The 22785-nt window shown below is 41.5% G+C and carries 23 protein-coding genes; 12 read left to right on the top strand and 11 right to left on the bottom strand.

What is annotated here, in order from left to right:
* Window positions 1-580 precede the first annotated feature (580 nt).
* Both ACX1N5_RS05530 and ACX1N5_RS05525 read left to right on the top strand, forming a co-directional pair.
* Window positions 581-1318: a phosphoadenylyl-sulfate reductase gene (locus ACX1N5_RS05530; RefSeq protein WP_131380450.1), complete on the top strand. Its 738-nt coding sequence runs from the start codon at window positions 581-583 to the stop codon at window positions 1316-1318.
* Between the two features lie 170 nt (window positions 1319-1488).
* A complete protein-coding gene (locus ACX1N5_RS05525) occupies window positions 1489-2886 on the top strand; it encodes a WS/DGAT/MGAT family O-acyltransferase (RefSeq protein WP_458800724.1) in 1398 nt (465 codons plus the stop codon).
* Window positions 2887-2943: 57 nt separating this feature from the next.
* Here ACX1N5_RS05525 and ACX1N5_RS05520 read toward each other — a convergent pair whose 3' ends face one another.
* The 6 genes from ACX1N5_RS05520 to ACX1N5_RS05495 form a co-directional block, all read right to left on the bottom strand.
* Window positions 2944-3123 (bottom strand): PA1571 family protein, encoded by a 180-nt coding sequence (locus ACX1N5_RS05520; RefSeq protein ID WP_116726517.1) that lies wholly within the window; start codon window positions 3121-3123, stop codon window positions 2944-2946.
* Between the two features lie 128 nt (window positions 3124-3251).
* Window positions 3252-4706, bottom strand: coding sequence for a ribonuclease G (rng, locus tag ACX1N5_RS05515; protein WP_004750888.1), 1455 nt, complete (start codon window positions 4704-4706; stop codon window positions 3252-3254).
* 38 nt (window positions 4707-4744) lie between these two features.
* Window positions 4745-5311 (bottom strand): Maf family nucleotide pyrophosphatase, encoded by a 567-nt coding sequence (locus ACX1N5_RS05510; RefSeq protein ID WP_116726518.1) that lies wholly within the window; start codon window positions 5309-5311, stop codon window positions 4745-4747.
* Window positions 5299-5790, bottom strand: a complete 492-nt coding sequence (gene mreD, locus ACX1N5_RS05505) for a rod shape-determining protein MreD (RefSeq protein WP_004750886.1) — start codon at window positions 5788-5790, stop codon at window positions 5299-5301. Before mreD ends, ACX1N5_RS05510 begins: the two co-directional genes overlap by 13 nt.
* Window positions 5777-6634: a rod shape-determining protein MreC gene (gene mreC, locus ACX1N5_RS05500; RefSeq protein WP_004750885.1), complete on the bottom strand. Its 858-nt coding sequence runs from the start codon at window positions 6632-6634 to the stop codon at window positions 5777-5779. Before mreC ends, mreD begins: the two co-directional genes overlap by 14 nt.
* A 14-nt stretch (window positions 6635-6648) precedes the next feature.
* A complete protein-coding gene (locus tag ACX1N5_RS05495) occupies window positions 6649-7695 on the bottom strand; it encodes a rod shape-determining protein (protein ID WP_004750884.1) in 1047 nt (348 codons plus the stop codon).
* A 131-nt stretch (window positions 7696-7826) separates the two neighbouring features.
* On the opposite strand from ACX1N5_RS05495, the gene gatC reads away from it, so the two are divergent.
* The 4 genes from gatC (at window position 7827) to ACX1N5_RS05475 (ending at window position 12552) form a co-directional block, all read left to right on the top strand.
* A complete protein-coding gene (gene gatC / locus ACX1N5_RS05490; RefSeq protein WP_004750883.1) occupies window positions 7827-8138 on the top strand; it encodes an Asp-tRNA(Asn)/Glu-tRNA(Gln) amidotransferase subunit GatC in 312 nt (103 codons plus the stop codon).
* A 92-nt stretch (window positions 8139-8230) separates the two neighbouring features.
* The gene (gene gatA, locus ACX1N5_RS05485; RefSeq protein WP_458800719.1) at window positions 8231-9709 is read left to right on the top strand and encodes an Asp-tRNA(Asn)/Glu-tRNA(Gln) amidotransferase subunit GatA; all 1479 of its coding nucleotides are present in this window, start codon (window positions 8231-8233) and stop codon (window positions 9707-9709) included.
* Window positions 9709-11184, top strand: coding sequence for an Asp-tRNA(Asn)/Glu-tRNA(Gln) amidotransferase subunit GatB (gene gatB, locus ACX1N5_RS05480; protein WP_458800717.1), 1476 nt, complete (start codon window positions 9709-9711; stop codon window positions 11182-11184). Before gatA ends, gatB begins: the two co-directional genes overlap by 1 nt.
* Before the next feature lie 60 nt (window positions 11185-11244).
* The gene (locus ACX1N5_RS05475) at window positions 11245-12552 is read left to right on the top strand and encodes a hypothetical protein (RefSeq protein ID WP_458800715.1); all 1308 of its coding nucleotides are present in this window, start codon (window positions 11245-11247) and stop codon (window positions 12550-12552) included.
* Between the two features lie 94 nt (window positions 12553-12646).
* On the opposite strand, the gene ACX1N5_RS05470 is transcribed toward ACX1N5_RS05475, so the two are convergent.
* Window positions 12647-13153, bottom strand: coding sequence for a hypothetical protein (locus ACX1N5_RS05470; protein ID WP_458800714.1), 507 nt, complete (start codon window positions 13151-13153; stop codon window positions 12647-12649).
* A 50-nt stretch (window positions 13154-13203) separates the two neighbouring features.
* Entirely contained in the window at window positions 13204-14118 is a 915-nt protein-coding gene (locus tag ACX1N5_RS05465) for a LysR family transcriptional regulator (RefSeq protein ID WP_458800712.1), read from the bottom strand.
* 101 nt (window positions 14119-14219) lie between these two features.
* Between ACX1N5_RS05465 and ACX1N5_RS05460 the strand changes: the two genes are divergently transcribed.
* The 3 genes from ACX1N5_RS05460 (at window position 14220) to ACX1N5_RS05450 (ending at window position 15513) form a co-directional block, all read left to right on the top strand.
* Window positions 14220-14774 (top strand): chromate transporter, encoded by a 555-nt coding sequence (locus ACX1N5_RS05460; protein WP_458800710.1) that lies wholly within the window; start codon window positions 14220-14222, stop codon window positions 14772-14774.
* Window positions 14771-15292 carry a chromate transporter gene (locus ACX1N5_RS05455; protein ID WP_458800709.1) on the top strand — a complete coding sequence of 174 codons (522 nt, stop codon included), beginning with the start codon at window positions 14771-14773 and terminating at the stop codon, window positions 15290-15292. Before ACX1N5_RS05460 ends, ACX1N5_RS05455 begins: the two co-directional genes overlap by 4 nt.
* A gap of 65 nt (window positions 15293-15357) precedes the next feature.
* A complete protein-coding gene (locus ACX1N5_RS05450) occupies window positions 15358-15513 on the top strand; it encodes a hypothetical protein (RefSeq protein WP_458800707.1) in 156 nt (51 codons plus the stop codon).
* Between the two features lie 136 nt (window positions 15514-15649).
* Here the strand turns inward: ACX1N5_RS05450 and sbmA are convergent, their stop codons facing one another.
* On the bottom strand, window positions 15650-16846 hold the full coding sequence (sbmA, locus tag ACX1N5_RS05445; RefSeq protein WP_116731529.1) for a peptide antibiotic transporter SbmA: 1197 nt from the start codon (window positions 16844-16846) through the stop codon (window positions 15650-15652).
* Window positions 16847-17511: 665 nt separating this feature from the next.
* Between sbmA and lpxO the strand changes: the two genes are divergently transcribed.
* Window positions 17512-18417, top strand: coding sequence for a lipid A hydroxylase LpxO (lpxO, locus tag ACX1N5_RS05440; RefSeq protein ID WP_004899734.1), 906 nt, complete (start codon window positions 17512-17514; stop codon window positions 18415-18417).
* A gap of 152 nt (window positions 18418-18569) precedes the next feature.
* Window positions 18570-19235, top strand: coding sequence for a YajG family lipoprotein (locus ACX1N5_RS05435; RefSeq protein WP_458800704.1), 666 nt, complete (start codon window positions 18570-18572; stop codon window positions 19233-19235).
* Between the two features lie 87 nt (window positions 19236-19322).
* Here the strand turns inward: ACX1N5_RS05435 and ACX1N5_RS05430 are convergent, their stop codons facing one another.
* Window positions 19323-19901 carry a DJ-1/PfpI family protein gene (locus tag ACX1N5_RS05430; protein WP_131380481.1) on the bottom strand — a complete coding sequence of 193 codons (579 nt, stop codon included), beginning with the start codon at window positions 19899-19901 and terminating at the stop codon, window positions 19323-19325.
* Between the two features lie 187 nt (window positions 19902-20088).
* Between ACX1N5_RS05430 and ACX1N5_RS05425 the strand changes: the two genes are divergently transcribed.
* Window positions 20089-21267, top strand: a complete 1179-nt coding sequence (locus ACX1N5_RS05425) for a YbfB/YjiJ family MFS transporter (protein ID WP_458800702.1) — start codon at window positions 20089-20091, stop codon at window positions 21265-21267.
* Between the two features lie 271 nt (window positions 21268-21538).
* On the opposite strand, the gene ACX1N5_RS05420 is transcribed toward ACX1N5_RS05425, so the two are convergent.
* Window positions 21539-22738: an amino acid aminotransferase gene (locus ACX1N5_RS05420; protein ID WP_458800700.1), complete on the bottom strand. Its 1200-nt coding sequence runs from the start codon at window positions 22736-22738 to the stop codon at window positions 21539-21541.
* Between the last annotated feature and the right edge of the window lie 47 nt (window positions 22739-22785).

Genomic DNA, 22785 nt, shown 5'->3' with positions numbered 1-22785 from the left:
AAAACAATGCCACGATTATACTGCTCAGTAAAAAATGCTATGCGTCATTTCAATAAAATTTTGATTATTTTAGTTGGATTTTTGCAAAATACGAATAAGACATAGATGCTCTACACCTTCACATTTTAGTTTATCATCGTACGCGATGACACTCAATGCACGATATCTTTTAACTTTTCATCTTTATAAATATCTGAAAATTGCTAAATTATATTGTTGGAACATTCAATAATAAGTCATGCAGTTTTAAACCATTTAAATGGTGCATGACCCACATGTCATGCTTTGGAATATGGCAAGTTATATGCTTCTGATTGCTTAAACGCTATTTTCAAGCAAAATGATATCGCTATTCAGGTCAAGGCAAATGATTTCTATCGACCTTTTCTCATATTGTTCGTTGTTCAAAATTTGAGGATCATAGCGCCAAACCTGACGAATTGGATGATATTACTTAAATCGATTTTACTTATAAGTATTTACCTTTTATTTATCTCTTGATTTTATGCTTTACTTTATTTCATTTTGACTTTATCTCTGTCTTATTAATAAGCATCCAAGCTGACAGCCAGGAATAACCATGACCGACACCATTCCCTCTATTGATCTGATTGATGCACTTGCTGCCGAATATACAGACAAATCACCAAGTGAAATTCTTGAGCTTGCTTTAAACCAACAGGGCGAAGTTGCCATTTCCTTCTCAGGTGCAGAAGACGTCGTGCTGATTGATATGGCCTATCGCCTGCGCAAACCGTTTCGCGTGTTTAGCTTAGATACAGGACGCTTACATCCAGAAACCTATCAATTTTTAGAAGCCGTTCGCAAATTTTATAAAATCGATATTGAAATCTGCTTCCCAGAATCTGAAGCTGTACAAAAACTGGTGACTGAAAAAGGCATGTTTAGCTTTTTTGCAGATGGGCATCAGGAATGTTGTGGTGTGCGTAAAGTTCAGCCGCTTCGTAAAAAACTGGCAACACTTGATGGCTGGATTACAGGTCAGCGCAAAGATCAAAGTCCAGGCACACGTAATGAAATTCCAGTGATTCAAGCCGATGCAGGCTTTTCAGGCCCAGGCAAACAACTCATCAAATACAACCCGCTTGCCAACTGGTCAAGTGCTGACGTGTGGAATTATATTCGCATGATGGAAATCCCATATAACGCACTACATGAGCGTGGTTTTATATCCATCGGCTGTGAACCTTGTACACGTGCAGTTTTACCCAACCAGCACGAACGTGAAGGTCGCTGGTGGTGGGAAGAAGCGACACATAAAGAATGTGGCTTGCATGCTGGCAACTTGAAAAAATAATTTGTTATAGACTTTTTATAAATAACCACTGCTTTGCAGTGGTTATTTATTTATACTGATAGTTTGGACGACTGATTTTTCAGTATATACTTATAACAAAAGTAAGCAAAAATAGAATGACAATCAGTCATATACTGAATAAATAGGCATAGGCAGTGAGGCACATCGTAATGCGACCATTACACCCAATCGACTTTATTTTTTTATCTCTAGAAAAAAGACAGCAGCCTATGCATGTAGGGGGATTGTTTCTATTTCAAATTCCCAAAAACTCTCCTACGACCTTTATTCAGGACTTGGTTACTGATATTCGTAATTCAAAATGCAAACCCGTTGCACCATTCAACAATACCCTCAATGGCCTATTTTGGGATAAAGATGACGAATTTGATCTTGACCATCACTTTCGACATATTGCCCTGCCTCACCCTGGACGTATTCGCGAGCTGCTGATTTACATTTCACAAGAACATGGCACTTTAATTGACCGCGCCAAACCACTTTGGACATGTACTATCATTGAAGGTATTGAAGGCAACCGTTTTGCAATGTACTTCAAAATTCATCATGCCATGGTTGATGGTGTCGCCAGTATGCGTTTGATGGAAAAATCTTTTGCCAAAGATCCGAATATTCACAGCATCGTACCGCCGTGGTGTATTGAAAAGCGCCGCCCACAACAAGAGAACAAGAATCCCGTTCGCCGCTTGAGCAGTAAGCTAGACCACTTAAAACAACAAATGAATATTGTGCCTGGCGTATATCATGAACTGACTCAGGCTCTACATGACCGTCGCCATGACCCTGACTACGTCTCAAGCTTTCAGGCCCCTGCCTGTATTTTAAACCAGCGTATCAGTGCATCTCGACGTTTTGCAGCACAATCTTTTAACCTGCAGCGCTTCCGTCATATTGCCAAAGCCTTACAGATTACCTTAAATGATGTGATTCTTTCGGTCTGCTCAGGTGCTTTACGTGAATACTTGATAAGCTTGAACAGCCTGCCTGCCAAGCCACTGATTGCAATGGTACCGACCTCAATCCGTTCAGATAATGACTCTGATACCAGCAACCGCATCACCATGATTCTTGCCAATCTGGCAACACATATCAGTGACCCGATTGAACGTGCAAAAATTATTTCGCGTAGCGTCAGTAACGCCAAAACCCGCTTTAAGCGCATGACCCAAGACCAAATTTTAGGCTATAGCGCATTTGTATATGCTGCTGCGGGTTTAAATATTATTTCTGGGCTGATGCCTAAGCATCAGGCATTTAATCTCGTGATTTCCAATGTTCCAGGTCCACGTGAACCGCTGTACTGGAATGGAGCGAAACTAGAAGCGCTATATCCCGCATCTGTTGTCTTTGATGGACAGGCATTGAATATTACGCTGACGAGTTATTTAGATAAACTTGAAGTGGGAATTGTGGCATGCCGTAATACTTTACCTAAAGTACAAAGTTTACTGATGCTCCTTGAACAAGAAATTCAAAATTATGAGCGCCACCTTGGAACGGTATCTGTCTCTGAAGAGCAGAAAGCAGATTTAAAACACGTGGGTTAAACCCAACTTTTCAATTTTTTAACACAAATAAAAGGGCGTATGATTCGCCCTTTTATTTTAACTTCTGACTGTACGACATTGCTCAAGCAACTTAATACAAATATCTTGTACCATTGAAGTGGTGATCTGGACTTCTTTACCGTGTTCATCAACCATATAACAATCGTTTTTAACAGGACGATGCTCTGCGTTGGTTTGAGTATGGTTTGTCAAATTGTTATCTTCTCGCATATGCATATTTCAATTCCCCATCTGGCTAAGACTAAAGGTCTTTGGCTACTCACTTAAGTTTATAGTATTGGGAAATGCTCAATGAAAGTAAACAGCGAGTTGTAACAAGGCTTATGCGAAATTCTGTTACAAAATCAACTAAGAATGATATCGTATTGCTCTTGCGTATAGAGGTTTTCCACCTGAAATTTGATTACTCGGTTAATAAAGTGCTCTAAATCTGCCACTGCTGGCGCTTCGGCAGTTAACAATCTGTCAATCACTAATGGATTGGCAACCACCATAAATCCTGCCTGAGATTGATAAGCACGTGCATAGCGTAAAATTTCACGGAAAATTTCATAGCATACCGTTTCTGCTGTTTTTACAAAACCGCGCCCCTGACAGGTTGGACATGACTCACACAACAAGTGTTCAAGTGATTCACGGGTACGCTTACGCGTCATTTCGACCAGACCAAGCTCGGAAACCTGTGTAATTTTAGTTTTAGCATGATCGCGCTCAAGCATGCGCTCAAACTGCTTCATGACTTCATCACGATGCGTGGCTTCTTGCATATCAATAAAGTCAATAATAATAATGCCACCCAAATTACGTAAGCGTAACTGGCGGGCAATCACCTGAGTCGCTTCCATATTGGTTTTAAACACAGTGTCTTCAAGGCTACGTCCACCCACATAAGACCCCGTATTAACATCAATAGTGGTCATGGCTTCAGTCTGATCAATCATCAGGTAGCCACCAGACTTCAATGCCACGCGGGTTTGTAAGGCTTTTTGAATATCCTCTTCAACATTGTAAAGATCAAATAGCGGACGCTCACCTGGATAATGAATCAGGCGGCTTTGCATTTCTGGCATAAACTCATCAATAAAATCTTTGAGTTTTGCATGAATTTCTCGTGAATCGATGCAAATCTTACTGGTCGATTCAGATGCCAGATCACGTACGATACGCTGATGTAATGGTAATTCTTCAAAAATAAGAGAAGGCACCGCAATACTTTTTTGCTTACGCTGGATATATTCCCAGAGTTTTGCCAGATAATTCATATCCTGTGCAATTGAGGCTTCATCAATTCCTTCAGCAGCCGTTCTCACAATCACACTACCTGGTAACTGATGCTCTTTCTGGATTTTTTCAATCAATGTCCGCAAGCGATCACGCTCTTGTTCTGATTCAATACGCTGAGAAACTCCGATATGGTTACCAAACGGCATTAAAACCAAATAACGCGAGGGAATTGAAAGATCGGTACTTAGGCGTGCGCCTTTGGTTCCCAGCATATCTTTCATCACCTGAACCGTCAGGATTTGCCCAGGTTGAAGGAGATCAAAAACATTGGGCGTTGGCTGGTTACGTGACCAGACCATATCGTTAATATGTAAAAATGCAGTTCTCGATAAACCAATATCGACAAAAGCAGCCTGCATACCAGGAAGTACGCGCACGACTTTGCCTTTATAGATATTACCAACCAAACCACGTTTTACCGTACGTTCGACAAAAAGCTCATTTACTGTTCCATTTTCAATTAATGCGACGCGGCACTCCATCGGCGTGACATTAATCAGCAATTCATCTGACATAATAAACTCAAAACATTATAAGAATTCTTGTAAAGCGATCAGTTTGATGCATTAACCGCTTTTAATAGCTTGATTGTTTCATGCAACGGCAATCCAACCACATTGGTGTAACTGCCTACAATACGGGGAATATACTGCGCTGCCTGCCCTTGTATGGCATAAGCACCTGCTTTCCCCACAGGCTCGCCTGTGGCCCAATAATTTTCCATATCATTCGGCGTAAGTGGCTGAAACTCGACTTGAGTCTGCACCACTTGATATAAAATCTGCTCAGCATTTGCAACACAAACACCTGTCAATACATCATGACAACGTCCTGAGAGTTTTTGCCAAATGCTAAACGCATGTGCTTTGGATTCAGGTTTCCCGATAATTTCATCATCGACAGACAAACTGGTATCAGCAGCAATCACGGTTGCATCTGAAAACCTGCGTAATACTGCTTGAGCCTTGGCTTGTGCAAGCCGCGCAACATACTCAGAGGCCAACTCACCTTCCAAGATGCTTTCATCAATTTCAGGGCTAAAGACCTCAAATTGTAAACCAAGCTGTAAAAGCAACTCACGACGACGTGGTGAGCTTGAAGCCAAAATCAAGCGCGCCATTTTTTCAAGCAATAATATAACACAGGCCAAGCAAAAACACTGCTGATTAATGGTGGCCAACGGCGCATGACAGGATAGTTAATACCCGCCATCACCTGCGTCACCCAAACAAAAATGACATAAGCCAAAATCGCAAGAATCGCAATAATCCATAAATTCAGAAAAGTGAGAACTCGACGTTCACGAATAAAGTAACGTGCTGCAAAAGTAATCACGACATAAATCAGCGCATTTTGCCCAAGCGGTGCGTCAAGCAGCAAGTCGGTAAAAATACCCAGACCAAAAGCAAACCATACGCCACACCATGTTGGCTGACACAGTACCCAAAACAGCATCACCAACAGCATGATACATGGTCGCCATGCTGACGCATCATATGCCAATGGATAGACCACCAGCACAGATGCCAACACTGTCGAAATCACAATCCAGATAAATGGATCTCTAGGTTTCTGAGGCCGATAATTAGCGACTAGCATAAGGCTGCTCCTTCGCTAGAGAGTCAGAAAACAGCACGACGACATAATGTCCGCCTGCAAGTTGACCTGCTGGTGTGACATCAATCTGGGCAAATTCCCCTGAATTATGTCGCTGAATTTTCGACACTGTACCGACCAGATACCCTGCTGGAAAATGCTCGCCCAAACCTGAACTATACACACGATCCCCAACAACAAGATCTGCACTGGTTGGAACATATTGCATTTGCAAGATTCCAGAATCACCTGTACCCGACACAATTGCACGCATACCTGTGCGCTCAATCCGAATAGATAGAGAACTTTCTTTATCAGACAATAGGAGTACACGCGCACTATGTGGGTAGACGTTAATAATCTGCCCCATAATTCCGTGGTCATCCAACACCGTTTGTCCCAGATAAAGACGGTCAGCTTTGCCTCGGTTAATCACAATAATATGACGTAATGGATCTACATCAGTCCCAATGACTTCAGCAATTGCCATACGGCCATCAATAATTAAAGGCGTGTCGAGCAGACCACGTAAACGGGCGTTTTCGGCTGAAAGTTCAGAAAGTTTTTGCAGACGTACTTGCGCTTGTAACAACTCAGCATGCATTGCAGTATTTTCACGACGCAGTTGTTCTTCAGACTTGGTTTGTTGATTCAGCCACTCTCGCGACATGACTGGATAGCTTGCAAGCGCATAAATGGGATTATATGCTGCGTACAAGACATCCCTCGCAGGTTTCACTACATGAGGCATGCGCCAATCAAAGAAAAGCACTAGCAAACACGTAATGACTGCAATAATGAATGAGCGAAAAGATGGCGGTTGTCTTGAAAAAATATTCGGTTGCACCGCCCTGTCCTATTTTATCCTACAAAAAGCATGTCATGGTTTGGGTTGTCAAAGAACTCAAGGACTTTTCCACCACCGCGTGTCACGCAAGTTAAAGGATCTTCAGCCACAACCACTGGCAAGCCAGTTTCTTGTGCCAATAATTTATCCAAGTTACGTAGTAATGCACCACCACCTGTCAAGACGATGCCACGTTCGGCGATATCTGAAGAAAGTTCAGGAGGTGTTTGCTCAAGTGCAGATTTTACCGCACTGACAATGCTTTGTAGAGGGTCTGCAATCGCTTGCATCACTTCCTCAGAAGTCACGGTAATTGAGCGAGGTACACCTTCTGCCAGATTACGACCACGCACTTCAATTTCAAGTTTCTTGGTGTGTTCATCTTCAACGGCCATACCCACTTCTTTCTTAATGAGTTCAGCAGTTGTTTCACCAATCACACAGCCGTGTGCTTTACGAACATAATTAATGATCTGTTCATCAAAGACATCACCACCAATACGTAAAGAATCTGCGTATACACAACCTTGTAAAGAAATGATGGCAATTTCTGTCGTACCACCACCTACATCGACCACCATCGAACCACATGCTTGCTCAACTGGCAAACCAGCACCAATTGCTGCTGCCATCGGCTCTTCAATCAGGCGAACATCACGGGCACCCGCATTGTAAACTGCCTCACGAATGGCACGGCGTTCAACCAGTGTTGATTTGCATGGCACACAGACGACAACACGCGGCGCTGGTGGGAATAAACGTTTTTCATGCACTTTACCAATAAATTGGTTTAACATGGTTTCGGTGACTTCAAAGTCTGCAATCACACCATCTTTCATCGGACGAATTGCAGAAATATTGGCAGGGGTACGACCTAGCATTTGTTTCGCATCTAGACCAACGGCTGCAACAATTTTTTGTGAACCACTGTGGCGAATTGCCACCACCGTCGGTTCATTCAAGATAATGCCCCGTCCTGGTGCATAAATGAGTGTGTTAGCTGTACCTAAATCAATCGCAAGATCTGGCGAAAACAAGCCAATTAGTCGTTTTAAAATCACGGGTCGTACTCAGTTTTTACAAATGTGGACGCAAGGTCGCAACTTTAACTAAATGTGATGATTTGAACAAGTCAATCGCTTATCATATAGCACGATATTTTGAAATTTTTTGATACTGACAAGGTGATGTTATGTCTACATCGGATGCTCAGCATTCAGATCTAAATGCTCAAACCGTATCGCAAATTGCCAATCTTGCACGTTTATCGTTCAATGATACGCAATCTGCAGAGTACGCACAAAGTCTAAATAAAATTTTAGGCATGATGGAAACCTTAAAAGGCATTGATACTACTGGTATTGAGCCATTAAAAAGCCCATTTGACCATCCACAACCTTTACGCCCTGATGTGGTCACTGAAACAAACCACCGTGAAGAATATCAAGCTGTTGCACCTGCAACCCAAGATGGCTTGTATCTTGTACCACGTGTGATCGAATAATCTTTTGTTTCATTTTGTAAATACTCGCACTTTTGTCGTACTTTCCAACGAAATAACCAAATCGTGCTACTTTTTAGATCAGATTTTAAATTATGACTAATTTACATCGTCTCTCTATTCGCGAGTTATCAGAAGGTTTGCAACAAGGCAAATTTTCTTCTCGTGAGCTGACACAACATTATTTAAAGCGTATTGAAAAAATTGACGCTCAGGTCAAAAGTTATGTCACCGTAACGCCTGAACTTGCACTTAGCCAAGCCGATGCTGCCGATGCCGCGATCAAAGCAGGTAATGCGATGGCTCTTGCTGGGATTCCGCTTGCGCATAAAGACATTTTCTGTACCCAAGGTGTGCGCACTTCTGCGGGCTCAAAAATGCTCGACAACTTCATTTCACCTTACGATGCCACTGTGGTGACCAAAGCCAAAGCAGCGGGTCTGGTGACTTTGGGTAAAGTGAACATGGACGAGTTTGCCATGGGTTCAACCTCGGAAAGCTCATACTACGGCGCAACCAAAAACCCGTGGAACTTGGACTATGTACCAGGTGGTTCTTCAGGTGGTTCAGCAGCGGTAGTTGCAGCAGACCTTGCACCGTTTGCAACGGGTACAGACACAGGCGGTTCAATTCGCCAACCTGCATCTTTTTGTGGTTTGACGGGTTTAAAACCAAGTTATGGTCGCGTTTCTCGTTTCGGGATCATCGCATTCGCTTCATCTTTAGACCAAGCAGGCCCAATGGCACGTTCGGCTGAAGACTGTGCTTACCTGATGAATGTCATTGCAGGTCACGATGCCAAAGACTCAACTTCTGTCGATAAAGAGGTTGATGACTATGTTGCAAACTTGAATGCAACTTCGGTGAAAGGTTTACGCATTGGTATTCCTAAACAATACTTTAATGTTGCAGGTTTAGCCGCTGACGTTAAAACACGTGTTGAAGAATCTTTGAAGAAACTTGAAGACATGGGCGCGATCTTGGTCGAAGTTGACCTGAATATGGTTGAAGCTTATGTGCCAACCTATTACCTAATCGCGCCTGCTGAAGCATCTTCAAACTTGTCTCGTTATGACGGCGTACGCTATGGCTACCGCTGTGAAAACCCTGTGGACTTGATGGACTTGTACAAGCGTTCTCGTTCTGAAGGTTTTGGTGAAGAAGTGAAGCGTCGTATCCTGATCGGGACTTATGCGCTTTCTGCGGGTTATTACGATGCGTACTATGTCAAAGCACAGAAAGTTCGTCGTTTAATTCAACAAGACTTCTTAAAAGCCTTTGAACAGGTCGATGTGATTGCTGCGCCATCTGCACCAACTACAGCTTACAAAATCGGTGCGAACCTTAGCCCAACAGAAATGTATTTGGGTGACGTGTACACCCTTGCAGTCAACTTGGCAGGTCTGCCAGCGATTAACGCACCTGTAGGTTTAGATGATCACAACTTGCCTGTCGGCTTGCAGTTGATTGGTAACTACTGGTCTGAATCACAATTGTTGTCGATTGTGCATCAATACCAACAAAACACCGACTTCCACACCCAACGTGCGGCAATTGCTGAGGAGAATGCATAATGGCACAAGCTCAAAAAAAGCCTAAATCAAACCTGATTGATGGTTGGGAAGTGGTAATCGGGATTGAGATTCACACTCAACTTGCAACTAAATCAAAAATTTTCTCAGGTTCATCGACTGAGTTCGGTCAAGACCCAAATACTCAGGCCAGCCTTGTTGATTTGGCGATGCCTGGTGTTTTACCTGTGCTAAATGCTGAAGTGGTTGATCTGGCGATCCGTTTTGGTTTGGGTATCGATGCCTACATCGACCAAGCGTCTGTGTTTGCCCGTAAAAACTACTTCTACCCTGACTCTCCAAAAGGCTACCAGATTAGCCAGATGGACAACCCGATTGTGGGCTTGGGTCATATCGACATTCAACTTGAAGATGGCACAGTGAAGCGCATTGGCGTCACCCGTGCCCACCTTGAGGAAGATGCAGGTAAATCAATCCATGACCAGTTTGAAGGTATGTCAGGCATTGACTTGAACCGTGCAGGTACGCCTTTACTTGAAATCGTATCTGAACCTGACATGCGTTCGGTTGAAGAAGCGGTTGCCTACATTAAAGCAATTCACACGTTAGTGCGTTGGCTCGGTATTTCTGACGGTAATATGGCAGAAGGTTCGTTCCGCTGTGACTGTAACGTATCTTTGCGTCGTCCAGGTCAGCCGTTTGGTACACGTTGTGAATTGAAAAACCTCAACTCATTCCGTTTCATTGAACAAGCGATCAATGTTGAAATTGAACGCCAAATGGAAATTTTGGAATGGGATGGCACGATTGATCAAGAAACCCGTTTGTTCGACCCTGTGAAAATGGAAACGCGTTCAATGCGTTCTAAAGAAGAAGCGAACGATTACCGCTACTTCCCTGACCCTGACTTGTTGCCTGTGATTATTCCAGATGCGCAAATTGAAGCGATTAAAGCCACCATGCCTGAGTTACCTGCGGCACGTCGTGAACGCTTTGTCGCTGACTTTGGCGTGACTGAGTACGATGCGCATGTCCTTACGCTTTCTCGTGAAATGTCTGACTTTTATGAGGCAGTCGTTGCGGCGGCAGGTGGTGCGGCTCAGGGTAAAGTGTCTGCAAACTGGGTCATGGGTGAATTCTCAGGTGCTTTAAACAAGGCAGGCTTGGACTTGGCTGACTCTCCTGTATCTGCTGAGCAACTTGGCGGCATGATTGCACGTATTGTGGACAACACCATTAACGGCAAAATCGCGAAGCAAGTGTTTGGCTTTATGTGGGAAGAAGGCAAAACTGCCGATGCTATTATTGCTGAAAAAGGCTTGAAGCAGGAAACTGACACAGGTGCAATTGAAGCGATCATCAAAGAAGTGCTTGCAGCCAATGAAAAAATGGTTGAAGAGTACAAGTCTGGTAAAGAAAAAGCCTTTAATGGTCTTGTCGGTCAAGTGATGAAAGCTGCAAAAGGCAAAGCTAACCCTGCACAAGTCAATGAATTGATGAAGAAGTTGATTGGTTGATTTATTAGCTAGTCAATTAATTTCATGATATAAAAACCTCACTTCATGTGGGGTTTTTATATGGATTTCAATAACATTAAAATAGATAAATCAAGATCTATACAACAATGCTTTGATTATTTTAAAGATAATACTCTCGATTTTCATACCGCTATGAATTCAATAAATGAAGGTGGTTTCGCCACTCTTGGAAATGTAAGTTACGGGTTTACAAGAGAAACATCTATTAAGTGGAATTCTTTCTTAATATCTATATTAAAAAAAGCTAACCTAATTGACTTGATTTCTATAAAAACCATTGATAAAAAAATGAAAGAACTATTTCAAGAATACTTAATCAAAAGTAATTTAAATTTATTTAATGAGTTTCATCAACTCATTTTAGAATTAAAAATTTATGCCAATCAAACTAATTTTTTTTATTTCCCTATAGATGGATTGATCTGTAATGAGATATATTCCTTTGGAAATTTAACTTTAGGTAACTTCAATAAAAAAACAACCACCCCTTCTTTTTCCGAAAAAATAAAGAAAAATATAAAACTGGTCGAAAAGGAACATAAAAAATTAGGGACTTTCAACCCTAATGATATATTTTTATTGGAACTTAAGAAAACAATAAGAAAATATAAGAACAAATTAGTTATTGAAGTTTCTAATTCTGGAGACCCATTAATAGCTAAAGAAAAAAGTAAAATTGAAGCTGAAGATCTCATAAATCAAATAATTTTTATTTCTGATATATCTGTACCTTATAGATTTAATATTAAATTTAGTACATATCAAAATGAACAACTCATAGAACCATTATGTCTAAATTATGATGAATTAAGTACAAGTGCGCTAAATGATGAGATTATTTATAATGTAGCTTTTGACTTATCAAAAAAAAATGAAGATCAAAATAAGATAGGCTTTACATTTATAGATTTATGTTTCCCTCTACTATCTACTGACTTTAAAAATGATCTATTAGACAAACTCCGTACAGCCATAAATTGGTATAGCTCATCAATTAAATCAACAAATATAAATGAAAGTTTTCTATTCTGTGCAATTGGAATAGAATCATTATTAAATTCAGGCAGAGATGCAATTACAAAAACATTAGCAGAAAATACTGCTTTTTTAATAGCCAAAAATGATATTGAAAGTCGAAAGCAGATATACAAAACCATGATTGATTTATATTCAAAACGTAGTGGTATTGCTCATGGTGGAAATATCAATATTGAAATTAAAGATTTAAAACAAATAAGATATTACTTAGCCATGAGTATTATAAAAATAATACTAAAAATCAAAGATAATCAAATTAATTCAAATGATGATTTAACTAATTTTTTAGAAAATCAAAAATTTGGATAAAAGTTAGCAATAAAAATTAATTAGCACTTATCTAAACATCTAAGTCATTCTTTACGTGCTAGCCCTCTCCTTTTAGGAGAGGGTTAGTGAGAGATTACTTCCCTCGAATCGTCCCCAACTGATTCCAAATATCAGGCGTCAAAAACGTCACCACCAACTTATTTACATCCACATAACGCAACAAACCATTAAGCTGATGCTTCACCTCAGGGTTTTTAATAATTTCCTCACCTGTAATCTGTCCCAACTGCTGGAAGCTCTCTCCTACCGCTTGCACGCCTTCCGCCTGTATCACAGCTTTGGTCTGAGTCGAACATTGGTCAACCAAAATGCGCTGCAACACCTGTGCTACGTTTTTATCCAGTGCAGTTTTTTGCTCATCTGTCACATGACTAAACTGTTTTAAATCGGGATGACTAGACAACGCCACAAACGTCCACTGCAACACTGCGGTTTTATCGGTTGCAGTAGTAGATTTCATCAAGCAATCACTGAGTCGATCAACGGTTGGGCTTGCCATCGTGACTTGGGTGGTGCCAAAGACAGCGGCTGCCATCAAAAGTGCTCGACTCAAAGATACATGTTTACGTTGTGTGGACATTCTAAAACTCCATTCAGTCATTGGCTTCTTTTTAACATACGACATGATGCTTAGGTGTTATGACTCTGTATCGATCTGGCAGGTGCAGCCAGCAATTCCAGCACATGCTGTACCCGAACATTTGCATCTGCCCGATACACCGCATAAATCGGGGCAATACACGGCGACTCGGCTTTAAGCATCTTATATACAATCTGTTTATTCCAAAAATCCTGAATTGAAGCAGGCACAATCGACACGCCAATCCCTGCGGCAATCAGATTTAGACTCGAGGTTAAACGCGGTGCTTCCTGAACAATATTGGGGCTAAAACCTGCCTGATAACAATGCGCTAAAATATTATCGAATAAATCCTGCCCTGCCAGTCGCCGATATAAGACAAACTCATAGGGTTCTAAATCGAGCAAGCGAATTGCGCCACTTTTTTCTGTCAGAGGATGATTACTCGGCAGCGCCACAATTAATGGTTCATCCAGCACATGTACACTATGCAACTCGGCGCGAAGTGGTGCGGGCTTACGCAAAAAAATGAGATCTAGTTTTTCATTGAGGACAGCATCAATTAAATCACGACTGCTTTCTTCTTCTAGCTGAATCGTAACTGCAGGAAACTGTTCACGAAACTGGCGAAGTAGCGTGGGTAAAAAAGGATGCAAGCCTACTGAGTGGGTAAATCCAATATGAAGCTGTCCTTCCAGCCCCTGTGCGATATTTTGCACCCGTTTGGGAATCGCCTGTGCATGCGCCAGGATACTCACGGCCTCTTGATACAATACCCGCCCTGCTTCTGTCACTTCTACCCCACGTGGCAAGCGTTTAAACAATACTGTTCCAAGTTCTCGTTCCAGACTTTTAATCAATCGTGTTAAAGGCGGTTGCTGCATATACAAACGATTTGCAGCTTTAGAAATATTACTTTCTTCAACCACGGCAACAAAGGCATTAAGTTTATGAATCTCAATCATTGCTATACTTTTTAGGCATGGTTTAAGGTAAAAATAGCATTTGTCAATATAGCATAAGCGCTGCATGCTATATACATCTTGGGACAGGTTAAGGTGATCTGGTGAGCGAACAAGTACTCAACATACCAACATGCAAAGCATTGTTTTTAGGTTTCTTAAAATTGGGATTGATGGGTTTTGGCGGTGTTCTGCCACTTGCACATCGTATGATTGTGGAAGAAAACCGCTGGTTAAGTACGGCTCAGTTTACCGACCTGCTTGGGGTCTGTCAGATTTTACCAGGTGGCAATATTATTAATATGTCTGTGGCGATTGGCATGGAGTTTCATGGCGTCAAGGGTGCGCTGTGTGCCATTTTAGGATTAATCTGTGCGCCGACCATTATTGTATTGCTGATTTATCAGATTTATAGCCAGTTTCAAAATTTACCTGCAATACAGCATGCGATTCAAGGTTTGGCTGCAGCGGCAGCAGGCCTGTTATTTTCCACAGGTTTAAAAATGCTTAAACCGATTGCGAAAAATTATTTGACGGCCAGCAGTATTGTGCTGACCTTTATGCTCATGGTCGTGGTGAAAATACCGTTGTTATTTACCCTGATCATTTTGCTGGGTCTGAATATGTGGGTTTTAAGTTTGGGAGCAAAACGCGCATGATTTGGGTGTTATGGTCACTGGCATTGGTATTTGCAGAATTATCCTTACTGGCATTTGGCGGTGGTAATGCGATTTTGCCTGAAATGCAGTATCAGGTGGTCTATGTCCACCATTGGCTGACTGCTGAAGAATTTAGTGCCCTGTTCGCAATGGCGCAAGCAGCGCCTGGCCCAAACATGATGATTATCCCTCTGATTGGCTGGCATGTTGCAGGGACAGCAGGTTTACTGGTGACTTCGATTGCCCAGTTTGCGCCATCTTCGGTGATTACGGTTTATGCACTCAAGTTCTGGCGACAAGTCAAAGATCATCCTTTACATTCACGCTTTGAAAAAGCCCTAAAACCTGTGACAGTTGGACTGGTCTTGGTCAGTGCATGGCTGATTGGTTCGGCATCAGCACAAAATCTTTTATTGACTGTGATTATTTTGGCAACAGCAGGACTTGGCTTATTTAAAACAGTGCATCCGCTTTGGGTTATGTTGCTGGGTGCAGTGCTGGGCGTGTGTTTTTTATAAGTTTATGTCACACTGATGAACATGATCAAACTGCTGTTCTGTAGATTTTTATATTCAGGTGGTTTATGCAAGATCCGATGTCAGAATCTCAAAGTGAAGAAAATGAGCCTTCTTTTTGGAAAGAGGTTTTAGCAGAAGCATTTGTTGAGTTTCTTCCCAATCTGGTGATGGGTATTTTTCGCCCTATCGCACATTTTTTAGGTGAAGTATTTAACATTTAACGCAGGCAAAATGCATCTGATTGATGATCATGGCCTCTTATACAATACTAAAAATATACTGAACATAAATCACCGCCAAAAAAAAGCCAGTCAATATTTTGATTGACTGACTTCTTTCATTTAGACGTTTAGAAACTTATTTATGCAAAATCGACTCAAAGGCTTTTAGACGCTTATAAATCGAGAGCAATTCAATAATGGTTTTCCATGAGCTAATCAAATACTGAAATGACTCACGTACTTTATCGAACACGTTACCAATCTGGTTGAGTAAACCCAAAGTCATTTTCCCTGCAGCAATGGATGGGAACAGCACCACAAGGCTATACAAGACATCGAGCTGCATATACCACGTACTCACCAAGTTAAAGTAAGTGTAGTGAAAATACAGGCGGAAATAGTTTTTACGGACATGACCAAACAACTCTCTGAGTGTCGCAGGTTCTGCACGTTCAATGCAGTCTTCACCATACACTAGTTCTTTACGGTAAGCGGCTTCAACCCTTTGATTATTAAATTCTAAACCAGGTAATTTAATACCGACAAACATTAACAGGAATGTACCAAAAGCTGCCCATGCCACTGCTGCATACACTAAAGAATGTTTAATTTCACCAATGATTGGCAGTGCGGGAACATGTGCTGAAAGCTGAAATAAAATCGGTAAAAACGCGATCAGGATCATAATCGCTTTGACAAAGCGGACACCTAAATCTTCCATCGTGGTCGCAAAACGCATGGTATCTTCTTGTACCCGCTGTGATGCGCCTTCTATATTGCGTAATTTTAACCAATGCTCGCTGTAATATTCATTCATGGCAGTACGCCAACGGAAAATGTAATGACTCACCAAAAATGAGTTCAATACTGCAAATGTTACTGCAACCATGGCAATGTATAAGAACGTTAATGTCCCCATATACAGGTCTTTGATGTCGCCACCGCCACTTCCCAGCATTTTCTGGATCATGTCCCAAAATGGACCATACCATGCATTGACCGCGACACTGACTTGCACACCAAACCAGATATTAAACAAAATGAGGGCGGATCCCCAGACTGACCAGCGTTGCCATTTGTTGTCTGAAAAAAAACGCCAAAAACCTGCAAAAATGGCGGTTGCAACAAAGAACCAGATATAAAACCATAAAAATGCAGGTGACCAAAAGCGACTCACGCCAATCGCCGACGGCGCTTCTGCATACCCCTGTGCCCAGCCCAGTAAAGTGCCCCACGCCTTTCCACCTGAGTACCACAAGATCAGGTTTAACGACAGCCATGCGACAACTGAAAGAAAAAATGCACGTGGTGCAGGAAAAAACGATTTAAACATGCTGTGGGGATATTCCATCTAATTTTGAAATTCTGCCTGAGCTGATTATAACTGTTTAAGCTAAGGACCTGTTGCAAAAACAGTGTAAGTAACGCTTAGGCATGATGTTTTTATTTTTTGTAAACCTCAATCAAAAAAGTACAAATATGTTCCTATTGATCCATGAGCAATTTAAAGCATATTCGGTTTTTTCATCAGAGTTTACATGCAGCCTTTTTGTTTTTCTCTCTGAGCAATGCAAATCTATTTCAATGAAGCGCAAGAGCAATAAAATAGCTTAATCAACGAAGTCTATTTTACTTTTGGATTCTGGATGTTATCGAATTCACGCCATTGTCTACATGAGAAATCAAATGTAGTGTGATATCAGATTGGTGTGGTCTATAAAAATAAGCCTAAAAAACGGAATTCTTTTTATCATTCTGTCTCTTGCTTGTCGCTTTATAACACATCACATCTTCACAGTGTTGCAAATGCCGTGTCATTTTCAGGACATTGTTTTGCAAGTTTATGGCTGTATTTAATCAAAAAATCCATTACTTTTTTACAATTTATCGATGATGATTCTAACGAATTCAGTTTAAAATCCGCCAACAACCTGATTCTGCTAGAATGAACTAAAATACAATCTGCATTGATTGTGATTATGGTGGTGATTCTTCTCTATGTACGCGATTATTATTGTAACGATTTTTGTGATTAGCTTGCTCTATACCTATTTTCGGGGGAAAGAGCGCCTAAAGCTGTCACGTCAACTATTTGATCATTCAACCTTCTTAGGTCCAGTCAATATGTTTATGACGGGTTTTTCCCGTTTGCCTGCCCAGCCGTTTTATCCAGTTGAAGATTTCCCTGAGTTGAAACCACTACAGGATAACTGGCAGATCATTCGTGACGAAGCCATTGCATTACAAAGCCAAATTAAAGCGGCTTCAAGTAACAATGACGCAGGTTTTAATACTTTCTTTAAACGTGGCTGGAAGCGTTTTTACCTAAAATGGTATCAGGACAGTCATCCTTCAGCTCAACAACTTTGCCCCAAAACCGTCGCAATCTTAGAGAAAATTCCATCCGTCAAAGCCGCTATGTTTGCCGAATTACCTTCAGGCAGCTACTTGGGTAAACACCGTGACCCCTATGCAGGTTCAGTACGTTATCATTTGGGATTAAGCACACCCAATAGTGATGAGTGTTTTATTGAAGTTGATCAGGAGCGTTATAGCTGGCGCGATGGTGAAGCGACAGTGTTTGATGAAACCTATGTACACTGGGCACAAAACAAGGCTGAGCAAACCCGTATTATTTTGTTTTGTGACATTGAACGCCCAATGAAATGGCAATGGGCACAAAACTTCAATCACTGGTTCGGTCGCAATGTGATGTCAGCATCAGCATCGCCTAACGATGCGCAAGACCAGACAGGCTTTATTAACCGTATTTTTAAATATTTTTATGCGATTCATGCCAAAGGCCGTGAGCTAAAAGCTAAAAACCGTCGCATGTATTATTTAATCAAATGGATTTTATTTTTAGTGATTATTGGTGCAATTTTATTACCAAGTTTATTGTAAGTATTTAAAATACATAAATTTTAACCGCATCGAAAAATGCGGTTTTTTATATTCTATCGTCAGAAAAATAACCGATCAAGCGTGTTTCATCGATCAGCTTAAATATATTATGATTAATTAATCTACAATTTTAATAACAATGGAAAATCATTATGCAAAAAATATGTTTAAATTTGACCTTGCTCTTATCTGTAACGCTCACTGGCTGCGCTACGTCACGCGGACTGATTCAACTGCCAGCAACGACACCTCTCCCAGTAACAACGTCACAACAAAGCAACCAACATACAGCAGTGATTGCACTGGTTGAAGATGACCGTATTTTTCAAGAAGCCCCGAAAACTCCAGATATCCCGTCATTAAAAGGTGGGCTGGCACAAGCAACTCAAGATGAAAAAGCCCGTGCATTTGCACGTAAGCGCAATGCTTATGGGCATGCTTTAGGCGATATTTTATTGCAAGATGGTAGTGTGACTCAGGTTGTACAACAACGCGTAGAACGTGCCTTAACCCAATCAGGTTATCAGGTACTCCCAAATACTGACGCCAATAAAGCCACTGCAAATTTGGTTCTTACTGTAAAAATTAATAAGTTCTGGTCTTGGTTTCAACCTGGTTTTACCTCGATTAAAATTCACTCTGAAATTGACAGCGATGTGCTCAACAATAAAACCTCATCCCAACCCATTCATATTTATAGCAAAGTGACCAATTCTGGCCAAATTGCCAATGGCAGCAAATGGATTGCCAATATCAATCAGGTTCTAGATGATTATGAAGCCCAGTTAATTCGTGAGCTTAAAAAACAACAACCTTAACTTAAAATAGAATGACAATGTATTGCGATAAAAAACAGGCTGCAATGCAGCCTTTTTTTCAATCCTATCTTTTTCAAGATCGCTTGTTTAAATCCGAATTTCAGCACCGAGTAACTTCACAAACTGCGCCAACCAAGCAGGATGTGCAGGCCACGCAGGTGCAGTCACCAAGTGCCCATCGGTTACGGCGTCTGTCACTGCAATATCGGCATAGGTTCCACCTGCGAGTTTGACCTCAGCCGCACAGGCAGGATATGCAGAACAGGTTTTACCTTGCAATACATTCGCAGCAGCCAATAACTGTGCCCCATGGCAGACCGCTGCAATCGGTTTTTGAGCAGCGTCGAATGCTTGTACAATTTCTACCACGCGTGCATACATACGCAAATATTCAGGCGCACGCCCACCTGGAATGACTAAACCGACATAGTCTTCAGGGTTGACTGCATCGAAGTCATAGTTGATTGCAAAATTATGCCCACGTTTTTCACTATAGGTCTGCTCACCTTCAAAGTCATGAATCGCGGTCGCAATATGATCCCCTGCTTTTTTATCTGGACAAACGGCATGCACCACATAACCGAGTCCTGTCAAAAACTGAAAAGGCACCATGGTTTCATAATCTTCTGCATAATCACCAACGAGCATGAGTAGCTGCTTGCTCATATTATTCTCCGTGTTGTTTTTGGATGATTTTTTAGACAATAGCATACTGCACTGAAAAATGGATTTTTGCCTGTATATCTTTATGTAATGTTGATCCTGTCCATTTTTTATACTGATTCTTTTCTCGAATTATTTACCGTATGCTATGAAAAATAGGAAAAATCACATAAATGCTGAGGGATAAGCAATGGCATCTATAGATCATTCACTGCGTTATCAGGCTTATGGTTATATTGCTGCAGGGATTAGCAGTTTAATGCTTGTGCATGCCATTGGGCGTTTTGCCTTTACCCCGCTATTACCCTATTTCATCCAAGATCATCTCATCAGCATTAACCAAGGTGCAGATCTCGCAACCAGTAATTATCTAGGTTATTTGATTGGGGCATTAATGGCGGTCTATTTAAACCGACCTGATCGACTGAAACGTTATGTATGCTTTGGTTTAGTGATCAATGCCGCTCTCACCATAATGCAATGTTTGAGTGCTGCTTATACACCCCTGTTATTGCTACGCCTTGCCAATGGCATGAGTAATGGCTTGGTGTTTGTGCTTGCGCCTGCTCTGATTTTGGAATGGCTCAGTGAACATCAACTGACGCGTTTAAGCGGCCTTGTGTACTTTGGTGTAGGTTTGGGATTAATCGTCAGCGGTATTTTGGTGGACTGGACAGCCCCGTTTTTTACTGGGCAATGGCGCTGGCTACCGATCGCCATCGCTTGCATTCCCCTATTGGTCTTTAGCCTGTATCAAATTTCAAAAATCCAGATTCATCCACAAATTAAAACAGCACATGCAAACCAAAAACTGTTTGATACCAACAGTACACCACTGTTTATTTCTTATATTGGTGCAGGTTTAGGCTATATTTTACCGATGACCTTTTTGCCTGCTTTAGCACATCAGGTGGGTGGTGAGCATACATTTTTGGTGAAAAATGTCTGGCTGATAACCTCACTGTCCTGTTCGCTGTTTATTCCCATCTGGAACAGTTTAGGCGCACGTTGGGGAGATCGTCAGGCATTGCTCGGTTCATACTGGATGCAAGCGTTAGGCGTATTACTGATTTTGCTTATGCCAAATATTTGGGGTATTTTAGGCTGTGCGGTCTTCGTCGGTGCTGGATTTCTTGGCTCAGTCATGTGTACCCAGCGTCTGGCACGTTTTTTCCAGCCGCATCAAGGGCCGAAACTTTCCGCAGCTATGATTACCATTTATGCAGGCGCACAGTTATTTGGCCCGTGGTTGGCAAAACTCTGGATTGAACATGGCGGTTCATTGCAACAAAGTTTTGCAGTGGGTTTATTGGCTTTTATTTGGGGACTGTTTTGGACATGGCGTACCCCGAAAAAAATAGCGATCTAACAATATTAAATATACTTTAGAAGCTCATCCGTTCTTTTGTTTCGCCAAATAAGAAGTTGAGCTTCGCAAGAAATCCATTTACCGCAAAATTCGGCAAAATTATTCATTGGATAAATAAATCGCAGAAACAGCATATTTTTAAAATCTTGCCGCCTCAAACAGTTGCGGATGACATTTCCATGACATATCTGTCATCTTAAATATGAAAAATGCCAATCAATTTTTCAACTGATTGGCATAATAACTTAATCTTTTTTGGTTTTTACACCGATTAACGTGTCAAAACTTTTGCAATAGATTCAGCAACGTAATACACATTTTTCTGGTTCAAACCTGCAACACAGATACGACCACTGCGAAGCAAATAAATCGCGAATTCGTCACGTAAAATGTCAGCTTGCTCGCCTGTTAAGCCTGTATAACTGAACATGCCACGTTGTTTCACCAAGTAGCTAAAGTCACGACCTGGTACACGTTGGGTTAACTCATCGCGCAAGATGGTACGCATTTTGGTAATGCGGTCACACATTTCTTGCAACTCTTCTTGCCAGTCCAGACGTAGTGCATCATCACGCAATACAGTATCGACTAAAACCGCACCTGTCGTTGGTGGGCTTGAGTAGATTTTACGAACAGTCGCTTTAAACTGACCCAAGACATGTTCAGCCGACTCAGTCGATTCACAAATTGCAGTCAACCCACCAATACGTTCGCCATACAACGAGAAAATTTTTGAGAATGAGTTGCTGAGCAAGAATTTTGCACCTGCACGGTCTAGCGCACGAATTGCATAGGCATCTTTATCCAGATCTTCTGCAAAGCCTTGGTAAGCAATATCCAGGAATGGAATCAGGTTACGTTCCAGTAATACCGCAATCACTTGATCCCATTGCTCAGGAGTCAAATCTGCACCTGTCGGGTTATGACAGCAAGGGTGCAACAATACAACGTCTTGCTCTGGAATTTGTTTTAAGCACGCCAGCATGTCGTCGAATGCCACGCCGTTGGTATTGGCATCGAAGTATGGGTACTCAGCGACTTCAAAGCCTGAACCTTGGAAAATCGCAATGTGGTTTTCCCATGTTGGACGGCTCACCCAGACTTTAGAGCTTGGGAAATATTTATGCAGAAAGTCTGCACCAACTTTCAATGCACCTGAACCACCCAAAGTCTGAATGGTCACTGCACGTTGTTCTTTACGCGCCTGACTGTCTGCACCCAAAAGTAATTCTTGAGTAATGTCGCAGTAAGATTTCAAGCCTGACATTGGCAAATACAGTTTGGCTTTATCCACGTCTTGATTGGTGCGCAGTGCAGCTTGTTTCACAGCATTTAACTGCGGCACAATCCCTTCTTCGGTGTAATATAAACCAATACTTAAATTGACTTTATTGTTGCGTTCATCTTTTTGGAATTTTTCCATTAAAGTTAAAATCGGGTCGCCTGCATAAGGCTCAACATGCTGAAACATAGACTATCTATCCTGATGGTTGCCTTAGCATTATAAACACAGATCGC

It is taken from the genome of Acinetobacter sp. ANC 4636 (assembly GCF_054454555.1).
Note: the sequence above shows the minus strand (reverse complement) of the source record. Positions and strands in the feature narration are given on the sequence as shown.